Annotated in this window: 16 protein-coding genes; 4 read left to right on the plus strand and 12 right to left on the minus strand. The window is 68.2% G+C overall.

Going from position 1 to position 20,073, the window contains the following annotated elements; genetic code table 11:
• Nucleotides 1–531: 531 nt before the first annotated feature.
• The 12 genes from KWI83_RS13140 to KWI83_RS13190 are packed head-to-tail and all read right to left on the minus strand — an operon-like array spanning nucleotide 532 to nucleotide 12,204.
• Complete coding sequence (locus KWI83_RS13140; protein WP_218514505.1) at nucleotides 532–1,149, minus strand: phage tail protein; 618 nt, start codon at nucleotides 1,147–1,149, stop codon at nucleotides 532–534.
• On the minus strand, nucleotides 1,146–3,104 hold the full coding sequence (locus KWI83_RS13145; RefSeq protein WP_218514506.1) for a putative baseplate assembly protein: 1,959 nt from the start codon (nucleotides 3,102–3,104) through the stop codon (nucleotides 1,146–1,148). The genes KWI83_RS13140 and KWI83_RS13145 overlap by 4 nt, the downstream gene beginning before the upstream one ends.
• Complete coding sequence (locus KWI83_RS13150) at nucleotides 3,104–3,523, minus strand: GPW/gp25 family protein (protein ID WP_218514507.1); 420 nt, start codon at nucleotides 3,521–3,523, stop codon at nucleotides 3,104–3,106. Before KWI83_RS13150 ends, KWI83_RS13145 begins: the two co-directional genes overlap by 1 nt.
• A gap of 10 nt (nucleotides 3,524–3,533) precedes the next feature.
• Nucleotides 3,534–5,468 (minus strand): phage baseplate assembly protein V, encoded by a 1,935-nt coding sequence (locus KWI83_RS13155; protein WP_218514508.1) that lies wholly within the window; start codon nucleotides 5,466–5,468, stop codon nucleotides 3,534–3,536.
• Nucleotides 5,465–6,205 carry a LysM peptidoglycan-binding domain-containing protein gene (locus tag KWI83_RS39960; RefSeq protein WP_218514509.1) on the minus strand — a complete coding sequence of 247 codons (741 nt, stop codon included), beginning with the start codon at nucleotides 6,203–6,205 and terminating at the stop codon, nucleotides 5,465–5,467. The genes KWI83_RS13155 and KWI83_RS39960 overlap by 4 nt, the downstream gene beginning before the upstream one ends.
• Entirely contained in the window at nucleotides 6,202–6,663 is a 462-nt protein-coding gene (locus tag KWI83_RS13165; RefSeq protein WP_218514510.1) for a phage tail protein, read from the minus strand. Before KWI83_RS13165 ends, KWI83_RS39960 begins: the two co-directional genes overlap by 4 nt.
• A gap of 54 nt (nucleotides 6,664–6,717) precedes the next feature.
• Nucleotides 6,718–7,170, minus strand: coding sequence for a phage tail protein (locus KWI83_RS13170; protein WP_218514511.1), 453 nt, complete (start codon nucleotides 7,168–7,170; stop codon nucleotides 6,718–6,720).
• A 58-nt stretch (nucleotides 7,171–7,228) separates the two neighbouring features.
• On the minus strand, nucleotides 7,229–9,514 hold the full coding sequence (locus KWI83_RS13175; protein ID WP_308122042.1) for a DUF4157 domain-containing protein: 2,286 nt from the start codon (nucleotides 9,512–9,514) through the stop codon (nucleotides 7,229–7,231).
• Between the two features lie 30 nt (nucleotides 9,515–9,544).
• Nucleotides 9,545–9,706 (minus strand): DUF6760 family protein, encoded by a 162-nt coding sequence (locus KWI83_RS39965; protein ID WP_374106297.1) that lies wholly within the window; start codon nucleotides 9,704–9,706, stop codon nucleotides 9,545–9,547.
• Nucleotides 9,700–10,104 (minus strand): hypothetical protein, encoded by a 405-nt coding sequence (locus tag KWI83_RS13180; RefSeq protein WP_308122043.1) that lies wholly within the window; start codon nucleotides 10,102–10,104, stop codon nucleotides 9,700–9,702. The genes KWI83_RS39965 and KWI83_RS13180 overlap by 7 nt, the downstream gene beginning before the upstream one ends.
• Nucleotides 10,101–10,562: a phage tail protein gene (locus KWI83_RS13185; protein WP_218514514.1), complete on the minus strand. Its 462-nt coding sequence runs from the start codon at nucleotides 10,560–10,562 to the stop codon at nucleotides 10,101–10,103. Before KWI83_RS13185 ends, KWI83_RS13180 begins: the two co-directional genes overlap by 4 nt.
• Nucleotides 10,563–10,611: 49 nt before the next feature.
• The gene (locus tag KWI83_RS13190) at nucleotides 10,612–12,204 is read right to left on the minus strand and encodes a phage tail sheath subtilisin-like domain-containing protein (protein ID WP_218514515.1); all 1,593 of its coding nucleotides are present in this window, start codon (nucleotides 12,202–12,204) and stop codon (nucleotides 10,612–10,614) included.
• A 206-nt stretch (nucleotides 12,205–12,410) separates the two neighbouring features.
• Here KWI83_RS13190 and KWI83_RS13195 point away from each other — a divergent pair, with 206 nt between their 5' ends.
• The 4 genes from KWI83_RS13195 to KWI83_RS13210 all read left to right on the plus strand — a co-directional run bounded on the left by KWI83_RS13195 (nucleotide 12,411) and on the right by KWI83_RS13210 (nucleotide 19,953).
• The gene (locus KWI83_RS13195; protein WP_218514516.1) at nucleotides 12,411–12,983 is read left to right on the plus strand and encodes a Pvc16 family protein; all 573 of its coding nucleotides are present in this window, start codon (nucleotides 12,411–12,413) and stop codon (nucleotides 12,981–12,983) included.
• Nucleotides 12,984–13,051: 68 nt separating this feature from the next.
• Nucleotides 13,052–15,085 carry a hypothetical protein gene (locus tag KWI83_RS13200; RefSeq protein ID WP_218514517.1) on the plus strand — a complete coding sequence of 678 codons (2,034 nt, stop codon included), beginning with the start codon at nucleotides 13,052–13,054 and terminating at the stop codon, nucleotides 15,083–15,085.
• 246 nt (nucleotides 15,086–15,331) lie between these two features.
• Entirely contained in the window at nucleotides 15,332–17,479 is a 2,148-nt protein-coding gene (locus tag KWI83_RS13205) for a hypothetical protein (RefSeq protein WP_218514518.1), read from the plus strand.
• Between the two features lie 23 nt (nucleotides 17,480–17,502).
• Nucleotides 17,503–19,953: an RICIN domain-containing protein gene (locus KWI83_RS13210; RefSeq protein ID WP_218514519.1), complete on the plus strand. Its 2,451-nt coding sequence runs from the start codon at nucleotides 17,503–17,505 to the stop codon at nucleotides 19,951–19,953.
• Nucleotides 19,954–20,073: the final 120 nt, after the last annotated feature.

Genomic DNA, 20,073 nt, shown 5'->3' on the forward strand with positions numbered 1-20,073 from the left:
GAGTCCCGGGCGGCGTGCCGGGAAACCGTGGCCGCCCACTCGCCCCGTCCGCTCCGGCTCCGGGCCCGGTGGGCGGGGCGGGCGGTCGTCGCGGGCCCGGATCATCCGCGGCCGGACTCCGGGGGAACCGTGGCGCCGTCGGGAACGACGGCCGGTCTTCTCGCACGTCGCGCGGCTGCGGGACTGCTGTGGGCCTTCCCCGCCCCTGCGGGCCCGGCAGCGGCGGGTCCTCTCCACTTCCCGCTCCCCCCGGCCGCCCGGGAGGCCCAGGCCGTCCAGGAGGCCCAGGCCGTCCGGGAGGTCCCGCCGGGCGCGGGACGGGGTCGCGGTTCCCGACATCGCTGTAGAGGACGCGCTGCGCGCGTTCCCTCAGCCGGTCCGCCCCATGTTCCGCTTCCTGGGCGGCCTCTTCCCGGATCTCGTCCGAGACGGCCAGGGTGACTCTCTCGCCGGTCCACTTCAGGTAGCTCCGGCACGAGCCGCAGAACGTGTCCTCCGGCCGGCTGTGGGCTCCGCACTTACGACAGACGATCACCGCTCGTCTCCCTCGGCCCTCCGGTCGTCGCCCATGCCCTCCCGCTCGTCCTGCGACGCCCGCCCTCCTCCGCCCCCTGTGAGGGACTCCACGCGATGGGCCACGTGCACCGGTGTGAAGCTCTGCACGAGCGCGTCGACCGCGGCGATCCGTGCCGGATCACCCGTGGAGACCCGCACCGTCAGGACCGGTCGGGCGGCCTGGACCGGCGCGCTCCCCGGCACCGACGAGTACGTCACGCCGCCGCCCGTCTCCTCCACCGTCACGTCCGCGTCGTCCACCAGGACGTGCGTGAGGAGTTCCCGCAGACCTGCCACTGTTCCCCTCGTCCGCAGCAGCTCCGGAGCGCGCCGTGTCAGGGCGCGCCGCCGGTCCGGCGCGAGCGCGCCACAGGAGGGCAGTCCGGTCCAGCCGGCGAGCCACGCCACGAAGTCCTGCGGCGCGAGCCGGGGGTCGAGGTACGCCTCCAGGCAGTCGAGGGTCGCGATCACCGGGGCGAGCACCTCGTCGAGACCGGCGGTGAAGCGCTGTACGAAGTCGTCCTCCTGATAGACGGCGGGCAGCAGGGCGCCGATCGGGTGCGGAGACGGCAGCCCGGGAACGGAAGCCCTCACCGTGACTCCTCCACACGGACCTGGTGCTCGTACGAGAAGACGAGGCTGTGCGGGTCGAGGTGCACGCGATCGGTGGCCGGGCCACGTTCGCCGGTGACCGGGTGCGCCCCGAACAGCACGACCTCCTCGACGAGTTCGACGCCGGGCACGGACTGGAGCACGGCGTAGAGGTCACCGGACTGCACCGGCCTGCCGAACGGCCATCCGGTTCCGTCCGGGCCGCCCGCGACGGGGTTGAGGTAGCCGTACAGGGCCTCCAGCGCGTCGTCGCCGACCCGTGAGGTGTCGCTGCCCGGCGAGGCGGTCATGCGGACCACTGCCGTCACGCCTCGGTACCGCGGGGGCTCGATGTGCACCCGGGTGCCGATCAGCCGTGTCTCCTCCAGGCGGGCGGCGATGCGCGCGAGGGCGGCAGGGGCGGGTACCAAGTCCTCGAAGCGCAGTCTCCCCCGCTCGGACTCCGCGGCCGGAACGACGAGGACCTTCACGACCGCGCCCGCGGCGTCCTGCTCCGTCGCGCTCACACACCGGGCCCTGGCGATCTCGGGCGCCGCTTCCCGGGTGAGGAACTCGAAGTCCTCGGCGGTGACGGCACGATCGCGCGTGCGCAGCGACAGGGGTGCGCGCTGTCTGATCTCCTGCATCGTCTCGCCGTCGACGCCGCCTTTGGCGGGCTGTGTGTTCTCGACCTGCGCGACGAAGGGAATCGACGACCGCAGTGTGCGGATCGCCCCGACGCCGACGTTGCCGCGGCTTCCGCCGCCGCTCGCGTAGCGCTTGAGCCGGATCGTGGCGTTCCGGGCGGGCACGGCGCCGTAGTGGCGCATCGTTCCGTCCGGGAGTCTGACGGCAGGTCCGAACTGGACGGTGCCGTCGGCCCCGTCGACGACGTAGTGGCGGTCGTCCGGACCGCTGTCGGCGAAGGAGTCGACCCTCGTCCAGCGTTCCCAGTCGCCGTCGCTCCCGACTTCCAGGACGCATTCCACCGTGCCGGTCAGGACCGGCGTACGGGTGGCCCGGAAGCGCTGGTGGGCGACGCCCTCGGACGTTCCGAGCACATCGTTCTCGACGATCTCGGCGTGCACCGCCTCGGTCGTGGCACCGATGACCGCCACGTCCAGTCCTTCGACGATCGGCGATGAGCTGTAGCGCGGAAGTCCGGCCTGCGGCTCGACGACGCGGGCGCGCAGCCATCCGGCGCGGCAGCCGTCGATGATGCTGGTCTGATGGTCGGCGGGGAGCTGGACGACGATCGCCCCGGGACGGTTGAGGCCACCGGTCTCGTCCCGTCGGACCTCGCATCGGGTCCAGCCGTCGCCGGTCCACGCTTCCCACAGCAGCGGCGGGCGGTCCGGGTCGACTCCGATCCCGTGGATGTGGCAGTCCAGCTCCAGGGCGACGAGGCATCGGGGCGCGGCGTCGTCCAGGCCCACCAGCATGGCGTCGCCCGGCCGGGGAGCGGTGTCGGAGAAGGCCGGGAAGGGGATTCCGAGGCGCAGGGGTTCGTCGCGCGGCACCCTTTCGTCCTCCGCCCCCGACAGCGTCATGACGTGCTCCAGCCCGCAGGGGACCACGTGCAGGTCCTCGACCGTCGAGAAGACCACCGCCCGGTCGGCGTCCGTGCGCAGTGTGGCGGCGCTCGTGCCCGCCGGCACGAGGAGAGGGGCGGTCGCGGGCGCGGAGAGCCAGAAGGTGAGCGGGACCCGCGCCGCGGTCGGCGGGAACCGCTTCATCCCGACGAGGTCGAGGAACTTCACGTACAACCGGTCGGGGACGCGGTTCAGCCGGTACAGGAGCTGGTCCGTCATGAAGGCGAACGTCTCGATCAGGGTGACGCCCGGGTCGGACACGTTGTGGTCGGTCCATTCCGGGCATCGCTGCATGACCAGGCGTTTCGCGTCGTCGACGAGGTCCTGGAAGCGGCGGTCGTCGAGGTCGGGCGCCGGCAGTGCCATCAGTAGTCGCCTCCCTCGTCCGGGATGGCGTAGAAGGGGAACACCAGGTTGCGGTGGTCGTTCGTCGTCTTCACCGTGTACTGGATGTCGATGTGGAGGAGTGAGCCTTCTTCCGTGTCCGGTGTGACGGTCACCGCGTGCACGTCGATGCGTGGCTCCCAGCGTATGAGGGCGTTGCGGACCACGTGGGAGAGCTCGGCGATCGTGCGGGGACCGATCTCGCGGAAGACGAAGTCCCTGAGGGGACAGCCGAATTCGGGCCTCATCGGCCGTTCGCCGGGCTGGGTGGCCAGGATGAGCCGGATGGCCTGCTCCAGTTCCTGCTCGCGGCTGACCAGCGCGATGCCGCCCGTGGGTCCGGTGCCGGTGGGGAAGGCCCAGCCTGCGCCGATGAAGTCGTCTGTGGCCGCGTTGTGCACGTCCTGTCCTTCAGTTGAGCTTGATGGGGTTGCCGCTGACCCGGACGGTGCGGCCCTTGATCGCGACGTCGCCGCCGCTTTCGATGGTGATCGCCGTGTCCGCTGTGAGGTTCAGCCGGGATCCGCCGTCGACGTTGACCGTCCCGCCGGGACCGCTGCGCACGTTGACCGTGCCGCGGTCGCCGCAGGAGACGGTGACCGTTCCGCTCCTGGCCCGGCTCTGGGGCTGGCGGGGATCGCAGGTCAGGGTGATCGTTCCGGCGATCTGGTCGATGGACAGCGAGAGGCTGTCGGTCCCGGTGCCGAGGACGAGCCGCGACTCGGACGCGCGTCCGCCGGAGGCCGGTACGTCGTCCGCGAAGACGAGCCGGTTGCCGGAGCTGCTGACGAAGCCGCGGCGTACGAGCGTTCCCGTCGCCCCCGCGCTCTTGACCGCCGGGCCCCCGAGTCCGTACTCCGTCCTGCCGTTGATGAGCCCGCCGATCACGAACGGACGGGCCGAGTCGCCCATTTCGAACCCGATCAGGACCTCGTCGCCGACTTCCGGGAGGAAGAGCGCCCCGCTGCGGCGTCCGGCACCGAACTGGGCGACGCGGGCCCAGTCGGACTCGTAGCCGGGCGACAGCCAGGGCAGGGTGACCTTCACCCGGCCGACGCCCTGCGGGTCGTTGATGTTGGTGACGACACCGCACACGAGGCCGTTGAAGGGTGACGGCCCCGGCTGCGAGGGGCGGGCGGGGGCCAGTCCCGGCAGGGTGCGCTCCTGGCCGCCGCTCACGTAGAAACGGGTGTGGTACCCGCCCTCGTCCTCGGCGAACGTGTGCCGGGCTTGGGTGACCGTCCAGTCACCCGTGAACCGGCGCGGCACACCGTCGATCCGGACCACCGCACCGGCCGTGATCCGCGGGTCGCCGACGGCGTGCCCCTCGGCCTCGGCGGATGTGCTGCCCAGTGTCTCCGCGGCGCTCTCCGCGAGGGCTTCGGCGGTGAGGGCCGCCGTCGGCCCGCCGCCCGACGGGTGCCCGCACAGGACATGCGCCTCGGGATCCGGCTCCTGGCCGGTCCCGGGGCGTACCTGCCGGGCGAGTGCGGACGCGCCCGGCACTCCGGCCGCGCCGGTGAGGGAGCGGGCCAGCTCCACGGGATCGGAGGAGCCGGTGCGCACCGCGGCGTTGACGGTCGTGGCCCGGGCCACGACCACGGACGTGGTGTCGGGGTTCCACGAGCGCACTTCCACCTTCGGCGACAGCGCCGCCGCGGAGATGCGGGGCAGGAAGGTGAGCAGGTTCTCGCGGAACCGCAGTTCCACCGGCCCTCCTTGCCCGTGGTGGGCGGTGCCCGGCGGCACGGACGGGGAGGTGGCGCCGACCCGTCGGCGGAAGAAGAACTTCCCGTCGGCCGTTCCGGCTTCGAATCCCGCCGCCCGCGCACGCTGCTGGAGGAACTCCCAGTCCGTGGTGGCCATCTGCGACAGATGGGCGTGCGTGATGCGGGACTCGTCGATGTCGCCCAGGACCAGGCCCGCCTCCAGTGCGATGCGGCGGGCGATGTCGGAGTCCTTCATGTTGACGAACGTCCTGGTGCGGGGCCCGCGTTGCAGCCGGTGGCTCCGGTCGTAGCCGCGTACGACGGTGTACGTGGTCATGGTGTCGCACACCGCTTCCACGGCCGTGACGTCGCCGACGATCAGCCTGCGCGCGGCGCTGCTCGTCGGTGCGCCGCCGTGGATCTCCACGACGGATCCGATGTGCAGGCCCGCGGCATCGGCGACGGTCCCCTCGTCGTCCAGGAAGGTGATCTCGAACATGTCGGGCAGATGGAGATGGGTGTCGACGACCACCTTGATCATCCGGTTCTCCACCTCTGCCGCGAGGCCGATCGGGCGCTGCCGCCCCGCCCGGACCGTCGCTCGCACCGTCGGAGTCTCCCCGGTCGGAGTGCTCATGTGCGGTTCTCCGTGAGCTCGTCGCGACCGGGCAGGTAGAGCACCGCGCCCGGCCGCAGCCGCAACGGGTCGTCGATCCCATTGGCGTCCGCCAGGCGGCGCCACGCGTGCGGCGACCCGTACGCGGCCCGGGCGACGGTCGGCAGGTCCTCACCCGCGCACACCGTGTGCCCGGCACGTCCGGGCGGTCCGCCCGAGGTGGGATTGGTCGGCAGGGTGCCCAGCAGGCTGGGCAGCTCCTGGAGGTTGATGGTCACCTTCGCCCGTACGGGAATGGCGAGATGGTCGAACCGCGTGTACGTGATCGTCGCGCTCGTGAGCACCGCCTGGTAGCAGAAGCCCATGTCCGGCACGCCCCACTGGAACGTCAGCACCGGCATCCGGTTGACCGAGTTGGCGATCGACGCGTGGAAGGCCACCGCGGCCGCACCGGCCGCGACCTGACCGGCGATCCCGCCGCCCGGGCTCATCCAGTTCAGGAGTTGGTCGCAGAAGGGCTTCGTCTCGCGCCCGGTGAAGATGACATCGCTCAGTGTGATCCGTGCCGGGTCCGCCTTCTTGAACACGGGACCGGTGCTTCCCGCCGGGGTGCCCCCCGAGCGCGACGCGCTGCCGTGACTCCTCGTCAGCACGGTGCGCGCCACGGAGATCTTGTCGGGGGGCAGGCGGAAGACGACGGCACCCACCGCGGGCGGCGCGGTACATGCCAGGATCGCCGGCATCATGTCAGACCTCACAGGAACCCCTGGTGGGCCAGTTCCAGGGTTTCGACGGCGACGTTGCCACTTGAGGCATCGAGGTCAGGTCCTTTCCAGCTCTTCGGATAGACGTTGCGCAACGACCAGGACGCCACCGGGAACCGGCGGTCGTTGCGCGCGTCCAGGAGGACGATCTGGGCCGTCACTCCGGGGTAGTCGTCGGCGTTCTCGTCGCGGTACCAGGCGGTGACGACCTGGCGCAGCCACGCCTGGAGGCGGGCCGAGTCACCCGCGCTCATCGCCCGTTCCAGGGTGATCGTGCTGTACTGGAGGCGGCCGGGGAGGATGACCGCGTACTCGTAGACGCCACCCGGTTCGACGTCCTCGTTCACGAAGGTGACGCCGAGCCCCTTGCAGCTCGCCCAGCCACCGAGGTCCACGCCGTCGACGACGACGTGGAAGCGCATGGCCATCCCGAGCATGTCGTCATCCCGCACGGCCACACCCGCTCGGCAGCTCCGGCCGCCGGTCGCGCCTCGCGTCCCCGCGGCTCATGCCTTGCTTCCGTCGTCGAGGAAGCCCAGATGCGCGAGTTCCAGCTTCTCCAGCGCCACCTTGCTGGTGGATGCCTCGAAGCCGGAGATGGACCACTTCATGGGGACGATCCGGCGCATCTCCCAGGTGATCAGCGGCTGGTTCGAGGGGCCGAGCAGCGTGATGGAACCGCTGTGGGGTTTGCTCTGGAACGAGGTGCTCGCCAGCCATCCCTGCACGATGCTGGAGTCCTCGCACGCCGCGCGGGTCAGCTTCAGCGTCGAGTACTCGGTGTACCCGGGGAAGTACCAGCGGTCGTTGCCCGCATCGCCCGCACGGTATTCGCAGAGCTTCCACTGCACGTCGAGGCCGTCGACCTGGGCCCAGCTTCCGAGGTTGTAGGTGCCCTCGTCGATGACGACCTGGAAGCGGTTGGCGAGGGCGAGGGTGGTGTTGTCCGTGAAGGACATGGGTGTCTCCGTGTTTCGGCGGGTGTCGCAAAGCGTGCTGGCGCATGGCGCAGGGCGTTCAGCAGATGTCGCAGAGCCGTCCGGACCGCTCGCGGTCGATCAGCAGCTCGTGCCGGAGCCGCGAGCGGAGCCTGTCGTAGGCCCGCGCCGTCAGGGCTTCGACGGTGATGTCGTCCAGTTCCTCCACAGCGATGTCCGGCGGGCCGGGCTCCGGAGGCGGAGGCGGGGCTGACGGGGAGGGGCCGCTCGACTGCCGCACGGTCGGGTCCACACCGAAGACCGGCAGGACGGTTTCCCTCAGTGCCTGCGCGGCCTGGCCCCCGAGCCATGACCAGCCCGGCGGCCCCGGGGGCGACTGATCCGGTTGCCAGGCGCCGCCGGGCGGCTGCGACGGTGGCGTGGGCGGCGTCATGGGGGCGGCCGGAACGTGGTCGGCGGTGGCCGGGGAGGTGGCGGACGGCTGGGGCGCGGGTCCGGCGCCGAACAGCCGCCGCAAGCCTTCCCGCTGCCCCTTCGAAAGGTCGACGCCGAAGCGCTCGGCCTCTGTTCCCGCCTGCCGTACGAGGGCCTGACCGGCCAGCCACGACCAGCCGAGCGGCTCCTCGGGCTCCTGTGGCTCGCCGGAGCCCGGCAAGCCCGGAATCCCGGTGTCCCGCCCTTCCGCACGCGCCAGTCGGAGTGCGATGACCTCGAAGTCCGCGTCGCCGAGGGTGTCCTCGGTCAGTTCACGCGCTCCGTCGAGCCGGGCACGGAGGTTCTGCTCCTCCAGGTACTCCGCGAGGACGCGGTCCCGCGCGTCGGTCGCCCGCTGCGTGCCTCCGGTCACCATGCCGCCCTGGGGCGTCCACGAGGCGACGGGAACGGCGGGGCCGACGCCCGTGTCGGGGGACGGCCCCGGCACGCCCGGTGCGGGAGCGGGCTGCTCCGGCGGCGGCGTGCGATCCGGCTCGCGACCGGGCGGCGGGGTGCCCGGATCGCCGCGGTACCAGCGCTCGGCCAGCACCGCTTCCACCTCCAGGGCGCGACCGCGAGGCGAGTCCTCCGGCGGGAGGGACGCGCCGTACACGAGTTGCTGGGCCACGTGGGTCAGTTCGTGGGCGATCAGCCCCCGCGCCTCGGGGGAATCGGCCGGTCCCGCGTCGCTGGGCAGCCAGACCTGACCGTCACGGGCAAAGGCCCGCGCGGACAGGCGTGCCGCCTCACGATCGACCGCGTGGCAGCGGCGCAGCCTCACGGTCGACATGTCGATGCCGAGAGCGTGTGTCAGGCCCGAGGTGATGTCCCGAGGGAGCGGATCACCGTGTTCCGGGCCGCCTTCCGGTGCGGGTTCCGGGCTGCAGATGGGCCGTGCGGTCACGACGGGTGCCCTGCGGACGGCCTGTGCGGGAGCCGGGCCCGGCGTACCCTCCGGAGCAGGGGGTTCGCCCTCCTCGTCGTCGGCGGGGCGGGGGCGTGCGACGCGGGGAGGGTGGTACGGAGCAGCGGGGCCGGGAATCGGGACCGTGCGGGCCTCGCGGACGGTCCCGGGCACGTCGTTCTGCCGGTCGTGCGGCTCCGCAGGAGTACGCGCAGGGTGTGCGAAGGTTTCTCGACCAGGGTGCGGTTCGTCGCGCGTTTCGTCCCGTGCCTGCGCCTGCTGGCTGAAGGGCGCTCCGAGGCCCAGCCTCCTGCTCTCCCCCAGGCTTCTGCGCGCCGTCCGGTGCTGAGGCGTGGCTGCGGGCGGCCGAAAGCCCACGGCGTCGCCCGGCGGGAACGGCGGAGGCGCAACCACCGTTGGCTCCTGCATCGTCGGCGCGCCGGGCACCGTCCCGCTCATCCACAGCGGAGGACCCGCGGGTTCGGCGGGCGGACGGGGCTGCCCCAGGTACTCGTCCGAGGCGCGGATCAGCGTCCGGCGCTCCGCGGCGGCCGTCCGCCGTACGACACGTCCTCGCCGGGGCTCTGGACGGTGCGGGAGCGGTGACGCCGCCTGGAGCGGTACGTCGGCGTACGCCAGTGAAGCCCGCGGCGTGCTCGGCCGATGGCGCGGGCCCGGCACTCGTACGACGTCCTCCGCCGCGCCCCCCGTCCCGTACGGCGTCACGTTCCCTCCCGTGACCACGTGAGGCGGCTGCGCTACGCGCATCCGTGCGGCGCGGGTGCCCTGCAGTGTGCCGACACGAAGCAGCGCGGTATCAATCGACCGGACACCACCCGTGATGGTCGGCCGGCCACCGACGACAGGGCGCAGAGGGGCCGCCTCCGCCCACGCGGGGCGGCGGTGGGGTGCGCCGGACACCCCCGAGCCGGTGTTCGGTGGTCCGCCCGGTGCTGGGCGGCGCCTGCGGCGGAACGGCCAGATCATCAGTGCTGCTCCTCATGCTTGGTTGCGCGTCTATTCCCCCTCGGCGATGCGACGGTGAATGCGCCCGACTTCGTCGACCACGCGCCGACGGACGGGATGTTCAAGATCCAGAATCGAGTCGAGGGACCAGTGCAGGTAGTACGCCACGTACGCGGCCTCTTCCCAGAGGCGGTCGGCGGCGTACGTCAGGATTCCCCCGGGGCATCACCGGACACGTCCACCGTGAAGTCGTGGGCGCACTCCGGGCAGGTCACGGCTGCCTCGCTGTGGCCCTCCTGGTTGATGCGCCGGTACAGGTCCTGCAGGAACGCCAGGTCGGAGGCGAAGAGGTTCTCGATGACGTAACCGCCGACCTCGTGGAGCGAGCCGAGGGAGACCACGGTGCGCTCCAGCAGCAGCACGGTCAGGTAGGCGGGGTTGGCCCGTACGCGCGGGTCCGACTGGGGGGCGATCTCGTCCCGTGCGGTGGCGAGCCGCATCACGCCTTCCCGATGCACCTCGCCGGACTCGTCGACGTAACCGCGCGGGAGGACGAAGGGGAACTCGGTGCACAGCCCTCGCCGGGCCGTCGTGGTGCGGGTGTTCGTCACGGGGTCACCCGCTGGATGTGCTCGCACACGAGGGTGACGGTCTCCATCAGCACTTCGCTGTTGCCTGCCTTGAGGGCACCGACTTCGAGCTTCGAGGGCCAGGCGTTGGAGAGGTAGTAGCGGGCGACGGGTTGGCCGTCGAAGTTGTACATGACGAGGGAGCAGCTCTTCCGGGCGGCGGCGATGTTGCCCGCGAGCACGGTCTGGTGCCAGCCCCAGAGTTCCATGCCCGAGCCCTTGCCCCGCTTGAGCACGACGGTGGGGGGCTTGGCCTTGCCGGGGAGCTTCTTGAAGATGATCTCCTTGTCGGAGGAGGAGAGGTAGTCGACCGGCTCCACTTCCGTGGTGATGCCGGAGAGTTCCGAGAACGAGGCGATCTCGTATCCGTCGATGGTGATGGAGAAGCGCGCCGCGGTGAGCGCGTCATGAGCCTGCTGAGGCCCCAGTCCCATGCTCATGCAGGGGTGTCCTTCCTGGGTTTGCGTTGTGGGGGGCTGCGCCTTGCGGTCACTCGTCCAGAGCCGTGCCGTCGGAGAACTGGGAGATGCGGAACACCACGAACTCGGCGGGCTTGACGGCCGCGATTCCCACCTCGACCGTGAGGATTCCCTGGTCCCGGCTCTCCGGCGGGTTGTTCTCCTCGTCGCACTTGACGAAGAACGCCTCCTCGGGGGTGCGGCCGAAGAGGGCGCCGTCACGCCAGACGCCGCGGAGGAACATGGTGATCGTCCGCTTCACGGAGTCCCACAGCTTGGCGTCGTTCGGTTCGAACACCACCCAGTTGGTGCCCTGCAGGATGGATTCCTCGACGTAGTTGAACAGGCGCCGGACGTTGAGATAGCGCCATGCGGCGTCGCTGCTGAGCGTGCGTGCTCCCCAGATCCTGATGCCGGAACCGGGGAATGCCCGGATGCAGTTGAGCCCGATGGGGTTGAGCTGGTCGTGTTCGCCCTTGGTGAGGGACAGCTCGGGGGCGATGACCCCGCGCAGCGGCTCGTTGGCCGGCGCTTTGTGCACGCCGCGGCTTTCGTCACTGCGTGCCCATACTCCGGCCACGTGGCCCGACGGAGGAACCAGGACCGGCTCGCCGGAGTCGGTGTCCGTCACCTTCAGCCAGGGCCAGTACATCGTGGCGTACTTGGAGTCGTAGCCGGTCTCGTCCGACCGCCAGTTCTTCACCTGCAGGGCGTTCAGCCCCGGAGGCGTGTCGAGGATCGCCACGCGGTCCGCCATCAGTTCGCAGTGCGCGATCACCGCTGCCTGGACCGCCTTGACGCCGTCCCGGTCCACCCAGCCGCGTTCGTACGCGCTCATCAGGTCCGGGACCGCGAGCATCGTCACGTCGTCCACGGCCTCCAGTCCCGCGATGCCCGTGCGCTCCAGCGCCTCCCCGATGAAGTCCTGGGCGGTGAGCCGGGCGGGACGGTCAGCGGCTGCGGTGCCACCGGTCAGCTTCGCGGCCGGGGCGGCATGGCGGTCGACCGCGGACGCCTCGGTCGCGGACGCCTCGGTCGCGGCGGCCTCGGGCAGCTGCTCGACACGGACGAGCTTCGAGCCCTCGTTCACGACGGTCACCACATGGGTCGGCCCCTTGTGCAGGGAGACGTTGTCGAACGTCTCGGCGACCTTGCCGTGCTGCTTGACGAGCAGCTTGACGAGCCCGTCGCCCCGCTCGGTGGCGTCGACGACCTCGACTCCGAGGACGTCACCCTGTGCCCCCGGCATCCGAGCCCGTACCGAAAGGGCCGGACGGCCGCCGGTCGTCCCGGCCGGGAGAAGGGCACGTGCGAACCGCGGCCGTGCGCCACTGCCGGAGGAGTCGGGTTCCTCTTCTTCCAGGTGGGGGATACGCACCACATAGGCGCTGCCGCCGCCATTGAGGAAAAAGCCGTGCACGGCCTGAGGAAGATATCCCCCAGGGCAGGACTCGCCGAAAGTCTGGGCGAACTGCGTCCAGTTCGTCACGAGCACCGGCTCGTTGAGCGGACCTCGCTCGGTGAAGCCGACGAACGCGCCAACGGCCGTGCCCACTCCCTCGATCGGTTTCGACCCTGACGAAACTTCCTCCACATAGACGCCAGGTGACAGGTATGTGGGCATGAATCCTCCGGACGGAAAAGCGTTGACGGCGTCGATACTTCCCTCGGCCACGGGGTGCGGCCAGGTCCATTCGGGGCCCCGTAGGGGCGGCCTCGCCCACCCGATCGGGCAGCCGAGGCACTTCGTTCGGACAGGCGACGGGAATTGCCCGACCCAGCGCCCGGAGGGGCAATGCTCCCGTCCGTGCACTCATCGAGACTGACCCGGTGATTCCCGACGCGAATGCCTCCCTGAACGCGCTCATCAAGTCGGCCGTCGGTGCCGGAGCTTCCGTTTCGTTCGCCCCGCCTCGGCCCCGCGAGAGCGGGGGACAGACACCGCACACGACGGTGGGTGCGTTTCTCTTCGACATCTGCCGGTCGGACGACGGCTTGTCCACCCAGGCACAGGACGTCCGCGACTCCGGCGGCACGGTGATCGCACGCCGCGTCCCCGTCCGGCGCTACCGGCTGCGTTACCTGCTGTGGGCCTCGGTGCCGCAGGACAGCGGAGTCGAACACCGGGTGCTGGGGACGGTCATCTCGGCCCTGTCCGGCCTGGACGCGATCCCCACCACCTGCCTGCAGGGTTCCATGGCGGCCGGAGGCGGGCCGGTGCGGCTGGCCCTCGCACCCGCGGACTCGCCCGTACGCCCCTACGAGGTGTGGGACCGGCTCGGTTGCCCGCCCCGCGCCTCGGTGGAGCTCGTGCTCACCGCCGGGGCCGTACCGGACGACGCACCGGAGATCGCGTCCCCCGCCCGACGGTTCCGCCTGGAGCTGGCGCAGCAGGGCGCCTGACAACCGAGTCGCCCGCACGCCGCCTCGCAGGAGCTGCGGCCCCACCGAAGCCATGAACGGAGTACCCAGTGATCACCGAAGCGGATTTCCCCTTCATCCGTCGAGTGGACCTCGACATCAGCCGGCTGCGCGGCCGGCACGTACCGAAGAGCTGCCGCTACCTGGAGTCGCACGGAACGATCTGGCCGGCCCTTTTCGAGGCGTACCTGGAAGAGCTGGACCTCGTCGAGAAGCTGGAGGACTACAGGTTCGTACGCGCCTATGAGCGCGCCCACGCCAAGCTCCCCGAAGCCCTGGCGAGCTCGATCAACCACCTGTTCTCCGGTGGGCATCTCCACGACAAGCCCCGTCTGCTGCAGACCCTCCGGCAGAGCTTCCACGCGCTGAAGCAGAAGTTCCCGCACGTCGAGTTCGACCAGGAACTCGAGCAGTATGCGTTCAAGGTGCACGGGCTTGAGAACGTCTATCGGGCGTTCGCCCTGGTGATGACGAACGCCGTCGAGTTCGCGGAGCGGGAACCATCGGCGGGCCAGCGGATCCTTGAGCACAATCTGGGCGGCCGTGCCGAACTCCTCTCCGCGCACCGCGACTTCCTGGGCCAGGCGACCCTCTTCGAGCACAACACCGAGGAGGCGCTGCTGAAGTGGGCGGAACTCAACGACCTCCTCCCCCACGACCAGTTGACCACCAAGAGCAAGGCCTACAACCACCTGCTCACCACCTTCAGAAGCGCCAAGGACTCCTACCGCGAATGCCTCGACACGGCCGAGGCGGGCGGCGGCATGGAGAATCTGAGCAAGGAATGGAGCACGTTCCAGCATGCGCTGGCCGAGCAGATGGACCTGCTCTACGACGCCGCCCACATCGTCGTCAACTGGGCGAAGGAACACGCCAAGGAGAACATGCGGCAGAACTTCCGGGGCGAATTCCCCGAGGTCGCCAACGGACTGCTGATCGCGAAGGTCGGCTGGAGCAAGATCTCGCTCCTGCCGCCCATCATCGGCACGATGGCCGGCGGACCCGTAGGCGCCATCGTGGGCACCGGAACCGCGCTGCTGGGAACCGCGGTCACCAAACTCACCGACTTCATCCTGCGCCACAAGGAACTGAGCGACGCCGTCCACGACCGGGACACGGTCGTCAAGCACGTCGGCATGGGTGTACGCCGGACGAAGGAGGAAGAGGATGTCGCCACCGCCGCCTCAATCAACACGTACGGTGCCACGCCCGCCAACGCGGCCGCCGGCAACGTGGGAGCGGCGGCCGGAGCCCTGACCTTCGCCGAGGACATCGCCGAGGGCGCCGAACTCCTCTCCACAGCGGCCGGCCCCGTCATCAAGGAAGCGGGCATGGCCTTCGACCTGTACGAGGAGGTGCCGCGGGAGTACGTCCAGACGATGGAAGGACAGCGGATCCTCCAGGCCCAGACCGCGGTCGGCAACGCCTGGGACCTGCTGAAGGGCACCGGGCTCCCCTTCCAGGAGTGCCAGTACCACGGATACGTGGAATCCGATCGCAGCTTCCGCGTCACGATCGACGGCCACCGCGGAACGCTGGACGAGCAGGGCTGCTTCTACGCCGACGACGGCCACGACCTGGCCGACCGGGTCCTGACCGCGGCCCGCGACCCCCACCGGTACTGGGGTGCACCCCAGGATGCCCACCCGCTCTGGGACACCCTGCGCTTCAGCAAGGTCGACCAGGGACAGTACTGGTACTTCGACGGCGAGGTGGCGCTCGGCGAGGGCGACAAGCAGCGCCTCTTCGTCTCGACGATCGTGGTGGACACCGGCGAATGCCAGTGGACCGCGCTCCTCCCCGATGACATGCCGCCGCCGGAGGACGACGTACTGCACGGCCGTCTGGCCGAACTCAGGTCGCAGATAGACCCGTGGGAGGACAACCGCGACGGCCTGATCGAGTGGCACGACAACGAGCCGCACTTCACCGAGAACCCGGAGGTCTGGGAGCGGCTGGGCCTGGACCGGGAGAACCGGGACACGTGGCCGGAGGACCTGTTGGCGGTGCCGGGGCTGATGGCGGAGTTCCGGGGGTTGCTGCAGCATGAGGAACGTCTGGCGGGCGGGTATTACGAGCGCTGAACCGCTGAGGACTGCCCACCGACGCGCGTGCCGCGCGCGACGGTCTTGACATGTCAGGTGAGCCCGGCCCAGGGGTGGCCGGGCTCACGTGTGTCACGGCCCGAAGCCGCCCGTGCCGGTTCCGCTCGAACGACTATGCACCCATAGGCCCCTTTTAGCCTGACGCAAGGGTTCTCGTCCGTAACGTCGGCCTGGTCATGTCGAGCGGCTTGGTTAGGAGATCAAATGAAGCGTCGAAGGGCAGTCATGACGGGACTGACCGGCACGCTGGCCGTCACAGGAGTTCTCGGCTTCCTCCCCACCCCGGCCTTCGCCGAGGCCCCACAGCATTTCCGGGTGGACGTCGTGAACTCCGCCGAATCGAACATCAAGGTCCGCTTCTTCTACAGCGGGGTGGAGAAGATGGGCGGTGCGGCCATGTTCGAGACGAGCGGCAAGGAGATCCCCACCGGGCACGAGACGGATATCGCTGCCGGAAGCGTGAGCCGACCGTTCAAGCTCCAGACGCCGCCGGACTTCCACGACTCGGGGTACTGGGTTGAGGTGTCCCGAGGAGACGATCCGCAGGATCGCACCGTGGCCAAGTTCTACCGGCACGCGCCCAAGGACGAATCGAAGTCGGGAAAACCCGCAAATCCCATCGAGCTCACTGACCAGAAGGGCACGAGCCTGCGCATCTCGGCGGAGGCATCCGGAGCAGATCAGAACTTCCCGGACTTCAATGCCGGCCGCATGCGGATCTTCGTGACTGAGCCGGCCGCGCACGTGGACGGCGCCACGATCGACGGCCACCCCGGCCGGTGGGACCGCGACTTCGACTTCGGCACCGGCAACGGCGGCTGGCAGGACCGGCTCGACAACGCGGACGGCAGCGCCGCCATCACGGATCCGACCACCAAGCGATCGACACTCAGCGGCCTGCTCCCCAACACCGACTACCGCCTCGTCTGCTATGACCCCCGATACAAGGATGTCCGTTTCAACGGCCGCAAGCCCAGGCCCGAAGAGGTGGGTGCCAACCCGGTCGGCTTCTGGCGCACCAGTGACGACAAGGGCCAGATCGTCGCCCTGCGGAGCAATGGACAAGGGCCTGACCAAGGCGTGTGTGATGTGGGCGTAGCTTCTCCCAAGGAGGAGGACCTGGTAAAAGCACGCCAGATCACTCCTCGACCCCAATCCGGCACCAGCGGCGACACCACCCCGATCTACAAGCTCAGCGTCCAGCCAAGGACCCGCCTCTACGACGCTCTGGACGGCTCCACTCCCGGAGTCGATCAGGCCGTCCCCGACGCCGTACGTATGCCGCCCTATCTGGTCGAGGGGCACGACGCATCGGGCAAGTGGACGAAGGTCGGTACGGTGCTTCCAGCATCCGCTCCCGTGATCGACATGGAAGGCCGCAAGGTCACCTACGGCGGCGCCACCTTCTACTTCCAGAACAAGTCCGGTCAGAACATCACCCATCTCCGCGTGAGCGGTGGTTACACGGGCCTGGGATGGGCCTCGCAGGTGATCGACCTGGGGAATGTCCCGGCCCCGACGGTCACAACCAACGACGTTGACGACGTCCACGTGCGCGTGACCAGCAATCCGGTCAATGGAAAGAATGGGACAGTAAGCCTGGAAGCCAATGGCGCCGTTCAGGAACAGCTGGACATCACGGCTTACGCAAAGGACAACCACCTCATTGACCCCAGCGAGCCAAAGCTCGGCGAGGTCTACGACAGCATCTACTACCTGGATGAGTACGACCGGCTGATCACCGGCATGTATGACCCTCATGGCTCGTGGTCCGTGACTCCCGAACGCGGTTCGACCATGAACAGCGGCGTTCTCATGCCCAGGAACACGGCACAGGCCAGGACAGCCGACAGCCCGATGCAGGCCTATCTTTCGACGAATGACCGATCAGCCGGTGAAGTCGAAATCCGTCCACGACTGGGATTCGACGTGACGGAATCCAGCGATCCCGACCATCTGACCGTCAGGCCGACCACTAAAGAATACGCTTTTGCGAACACACTCAAAGCAGGCCTCAAAATCGAGAGGAGCGGTGCAACGTTCGACGCAGCGGATCCGGCGACCCATGGGGCTGGGCAAGTCGCACCGGTCTACCGCCTGAAGGCGACGTTCACTTCCGCCTCCGACCGCCCATTCAGTGTCGCCCTCACCCGCTACCGCGCCATCACCGCGGCGACCGAGCTGCCACGAAATGACATGCAACAGTGCGCTCCCACCGCCATCACCATCAACGTCGATACCGACAAGCTTGTGGCCGACGATGATTCCATCAAGGACATTGGTTGCGCGAGCAAAAATCAGCAACGACTCAGCCTCAACGTAGTGAGTAGGCATGGCGCAAAGATCGAAGACAACATCCTCACGGGCTTCTGAGGCCCTCGCATTTTGGACTACTCATGGCAAAGATCACGAAACGCACAGCAAGAGCAGTCTCCCTCGCCGTTCTCGCCGCGGTATGCAGCGTTCCCCTGAGTACCGCTACGGCCACCGCAGCCACAGACAACGCGATAAACTGCGATTCCAACAAGCTGTTTCAATGCACGAAGTATGTGCAATTCGAGGTCGTCAATAAGGCAGGAGCCAGTGTCGACGTCCAGTTCGCCGCGCAGAACTCCGCGGACAGGGGCTGGGTGAAGGGCGATGAGCATTTCGGAACCCCGGCATTGCCTGGAAAAAAGGTAGCACTTGATACGAACTCTCGAGAGGAGTATTCAGCAGCACTCACCGGCAGGTACGAGAAGGTGAGAGTCCCGCTCATCGCCGAGAAGTACGACTTTGACAATTTCTTCAACGTCTCCGCAAAATCATCGAGGGGTGCAGCAGGCGCCGCGATTGGAACATTCCGAGAAAAAGGAGTGACCGATGGAGCGGCGAAAGCAAAATCACAGTCCGGCACTCTGGAAAGCAAGGACGGAGGGCAGTTGCGGATGACGTTTGAGGCACTGCCTCCTTCGTCAGCAAATTTCGCGAAGAAGTACGTGCTAACAATTTACGACAACGCCAGTGGCCGTCCAGGCGACAACACTGAACTTGGACGCGCGACGACACACGCGGACCCAGTCGCCGGCAGTACGTACGACATCTCGGCCGGCGGAGACCTGAGGATCGACGTCCCTCAGTCATCCAAAGAGTCAGGAAAGCCACTCCAGCTGTACTCGCGCAACGGAACTGACGCTCAGCAATGGAAAGTGGTGGACACTGGCGCGGGCGGCGGATATTATCAGATCCGCAATATTGGGAACGACCTGTGCCTCGATATCACTGGCATGAACCCTCAGCCCGGCGCTCCGGTCCTCCAGTATCAATGTGATCCCAATGAAAAAAACCAGCCGAACCAGCTGTGGAGGTTCGACTACATGGGAGCAAACGTCACGGGGCCGAGCACATACAAGATCGTTTCGAAGACAGGCCTCGCGCTGGATGTTGCAGGGAGTGTCACATCAGGCGCCGCTCTGACTGCCGACAAGGGACGTTCCTGGATCTTTCAACCGCAGGTCAGGAATAATTCCGGCACATACCAGCAAGCCATGAACTCCCTCTCACCCGATACCGACTACAAGATGGACGCGTGCCGCAGCTACAACGGTGCCGATACACGCCCGGCGAAGTTGATGGTCAACGGCAAGACATATACATGGGATCAACTATCCGGGACCGGTGGGAACTGGCTGACGACCAATAGTCGCGGGCAGGTCATCTTCGAGTCGCCCTCTTCCTTCGGTCCCGTCACGTGCTCCTTCCGCCCGGCCGTACTGTCAGCCAAGGTGACACGCCTGACTGGCCAGGCGTTGGAGCAGCCCGTTTACCGTGTAGACATCCCAGAGACAAGCCGCGTATTCGACGGCGGATTGCCCACGGACATGCCAGTTAGCCCCTACGTTGTCGAAGGCCTCGAGAAGGGAAGCACCGGAAGCGTCTGGCGCAAGAAGGGTGATGTGCTGCCGATCTCAGCGCCGAAGGTGGACCGCACGGCGAAGCGCATCACTTACGGCGCCGCATCCTTCTACTTCCAGAATGAGGCAGGAAAGCCGGAGGTCACCAAGCTTCGCATATCGGGAGCATATCGAGCCGAGAGGGAGGTTGACTTTTCGACGACGAAGCTACCCCCGGACGACCTCCTCCTCAGCTACGGGCTGAAAGTCACGCCAGCGACGCAGCAACCTGTGACGGCAAACGGCCTCGCACAGGAGCCACTCAAGGTAAAACTGACCGGCGCGGACGGTAGGCCGATCAGCCCCGACAGCCAAGAAGCATGGCTGTATGACCACCTGTACTTCCTCGACGGCAACCACAAGCTCATCACCAACATGTTCCAGGACGGTAGTTACACGACAGTCACCACGGTGAAGGGCGCCTACGTCAATACGCTTCCTGCCATTCAGGCGGCGAACGATCCAGTCGCATATCTATCGACCACCGTGCGTCCTGACAGCCCTCAGAGCGGCATCACAGCACACCTCGACACGAGCCCGATCCGCCGTATCGAGGCAACGGTGGACAACGTCCCGACTAAAGCCGCAGTAACGGGTGCGCCGGGCGCAGCCATTCCCGGTATCTACCCCGTCAAGCCCGCAGCCGACCCCGAGTCCGGCGTACTGTACTCCCGAGGTAACGGCAAGACGGTCAACACCGGCGTCCTGACCCGCTACGACGCGGTGACGGCCTTGACGGATCTCCCTGTCCGCACACCCTACTTGGGTTACTTTGTCCCCCACTCCGGCGGTACAGCGCTCCGCTTGAACAGCGAGGACGGCATGGGGGACACAGGTTATCTGGACTCCGGATTCGTCATGACCGACGGCACCTTCAATCCCGTGCACGTGATCAAGCAACTTCCGCCGGCCTGAGATTCAGACGGACTGACCCCGAGTGCTGCTCATGCAGTGCTCGGGGTCAGCTGTCTTCTGGCTGCGCAGCGCGGAGGGCTCTCGGACACGGCCAAGGGCCGCGCTCGGGCTCCCCTCACT

Origin of the sequence: Streptomyces sp. TRM70350 (assembly GCF_019219825.1) — a bacterium.
Classification (GTDB): Bacteria; Actinomycetota; Actinomycetes; order Streptomycetales; family Streptomycetaceae; genus Streptomyces.

Bases quoted from the DNA above. Each gene is read 5' to 3' on its own strand.
- KWI83_RS13145 (WP_218514506.1), bottom strand. From the start codon at position 3,104: ATGGCACTGCCGGCGCCCGACCTCGACGACCGCCGCTTCCAGGACCTC.
- KWI83_RS13170 (WP_218514511.1), bottom strand. From the start codon at position 7,170: ATGTCCTTCACGGACAACACCACCCTCGCCCTCGCCAACCGCTTCCAG.
- KWI83_RS13185 (WP_218514514.1), bottom strand. From the start codon at position 10,562: ATGAGCATGGGACTGGGGCCTCAGCAGGCTCATGACGCGCTCACCGCG.
- KWI83_RS13175 (WP_308122042.1), bottom strand. From the start codon at position 9,514: ATGATCTGGCCGTTCCGCCGCAGGCGCCGCCCAGCACCGGGCGGACCA.
- KWI83_RS13205 (WP_218514518.1), top strand. From the start codon at position 15,332: ATGACGGGACTGACCGGCACGCTGGCCGTCACAGGAGTTCTCGGCTTC.
- KWI83_RS13210 (WP_218514519.1), top strand. From the start codon at position 17,503: ATGGCAAAGATCACGAAACGCACAGCAAGAGCAGTCTCCCTCGCCGTT.
- KWI83_RS13155 (WP_218514508.1), bottom strand. From the start codon at position 5,468: ATGAGCACTCCGACCGGGGAGACTCCGACGGTGCGAGCGACGGTCCGG.
- KWI83_RS13190 (WP_218514515.1), bottom strand. From the start codon at position 12,204: ATGCCCACATACCTGTCACCTGGCGTCTATGTGGAGGAAGTTTCGTCA.